Here is a 1,654-nt window from a genome sequence, read left to right as displayed (position 1 = left end):
CCTCAGCGCCGTCGTGCCAGCAACCGGAAGCGTGGCTGCGGAGGCGAAGCTGACTTCGTCCGGCAGGACGGCGAGCCGGTCGGTCGGAACGGCGACACGTTCGGCCCAGCCGGCCTGGTCGACCAAAGCCGCAACCCGGGTGCCCACGGCGGGCCCGGAGCCATCGGCCGCCGCCTGTTCGACGATGCCAACGACGTCCTGGCCGGGTATGAATCCGTTCGGTCGGATGGCGAGCAGGCGCAGTTCGCCGCGGTTCAACGAGGTTGCTTGGGCCGAGACAAGCGCCTCGTTGGCGAGGGGCCGAGGGTCCTCGACCTTGGCGAGCTTCAGCCCGGTGGCGCTGTCGGGAGACGTGATCAAGGCGAGCATGGGTCGATCTCCTCGTTGGTTTGTGCAGCGTCAACGCGATCAACTGTTGTCCGCCATGCGCAAACCGGAGCCTATCGACTTCCTTGTTTGAAGAATTTAGCTATTATGGCATCTAATCGCTAAAAGGCGTCAATCGTGAGGCAACCTCTTCGCTGGCCATGGCCCGATTTCGACGTCGACAATGTGCTCGCGCCGGCGATTGCGGTGCGCGTCGACGTCACCGAGACCAAGGCCGAGGTGCGCGAGCACTGGCATCGCAAGGGACAACTTGTCTTCGCGCTGGGCGGCGGCGTCACCTGCCGCGTTCCCAGTGGCCTGTGGATGGTGCCGCCGCATTGCGGCGTGTGGATTCCAAGCGGCATGGAGCACAGCAACATCGCGACGGCCAACGCGCGGATATTCTTCGTCTACATCGAGCCGGATGCGGCCGAACTGCCGGACCGGTGCTGCACGCTCTCGATCTCGCCGCTGCTGCGCGAGCTCATCATCGAACTGTCGGACTGCGCGCCGGACGATGCGCGGTGCGATTTCCTGGGAAGGGTCCTGCTCGCCGAACTGCCGCTGATGACTGTTCAGCAATTGCACCTGCCGATCTCGGCCGAGCCGCGGCTGCGGCGGATCGCCGAAGCGCTGGCGGACGATCCCGCCGACCGCAGAACTTTGGCGGAATGGGCAAACCATGTCGCGCTCAGCGAGAGCAGCCTGGCGCGCCTCGTGGTGAAGGAAACAGGGCTGACCTTCGGCCGCTGGCGTCAGCAATTGCACTTGATCGTGGCGCTGAGGGAGCTCTCCTCCGGTGCCAGCGTGCAGCAGGTGTCAGGCGATCTCGGCTACGAATCCGTCACCGCCTTCATCACCATGTTCAAGAAGGCGCTGGGCAAGCCACCGGCAAGATACCTCAGCGATATCGCGCAGGACGGTGGTTCCGCATTCGTGGCCTGATACGGATCAAGCAGGCTGCGATCTGACCTCGAAGGCGGGCCCGGCCGGATCGGTGGTCTTGCCGATCACCACCTCGACGATGCCGCGCGCGATCTCGCGTTCGCCCATGATCACCGTATCGGCGCCGAGGCCCTTGAGGTGCTCGACTTCGGCATCGGAATGAGCGCGGGCGATGACGTTTATCGCCGGATTGGCGGCGCGGGCCCGAAGCACGATCTGCCCCGCCTCGAAGGCATTGGGAATGGCAAGGATCAGCCGCTTCGCGCCTTCCGGATTGGCGGCTGAAAAGACCTCCGCGATGGCGGCATTGCCGGCGACGGTTTCGATGCCGTCGGCCTTGAGC

At 65.0% G+C, this 1,654-nt stretch carries 2 protein-coding genes and 1 pseudogene; 1 reads left to right on the top strand and 2 read right to left on the bottom strand.

Annotated elements, in window-relative coordinates; all coding sequences use genetic code 11:
- Positions 1-369: pseudogene (locus EOA38_RS35900) on the bottom strand (oxidoreductase); the annotation flags it as partial.
- A 135-nt stretch (positions 370-504) separates the two neighbouring features.
- Here EOA38_RS35900 and EOA38_RS35895 point away from each other — a divergent pair.
- On the top strand, positions 505-1,311 hold the full coding sequence (locus EOA38_RS35895) for a helix-turn-helix transcriptional regulator (protein WP_126091913.1): 807 nt from the start codon (positions 505-507) through the stop codon (positions 1,309-1,311).
- Between the two features lie 6 nt (positions 1,312-1,317).
- Here the strand turns inward: EOA38_RS35895 and EOA38_RS35890 are convergent.
- Positions 1,318-1,654, bottom strand: a 337-nt coding sequence (locus EOA38_RS35890) for an NAD-binding protein (protein ID WP_189435160.1), incomplete at its 5' end; no start/stop codon positions are given.

This window comes from Mesorhizobium sp. M1E.F.Ca.ET.041.01.1.1 (assembly GCF_003997355.1).
Classification (GTDB): domain Bacteria; phylum Pseudomonadota; class Alphaproteobacteria; order Rhizobiales; family Rhizobiaceae; genus Mesorhizobium.
The sequence above is the reverse complement of the archived record's forward strand: the minus strand, read 5'-3'. Positions and strand labels throughout refer to the sequence as shown.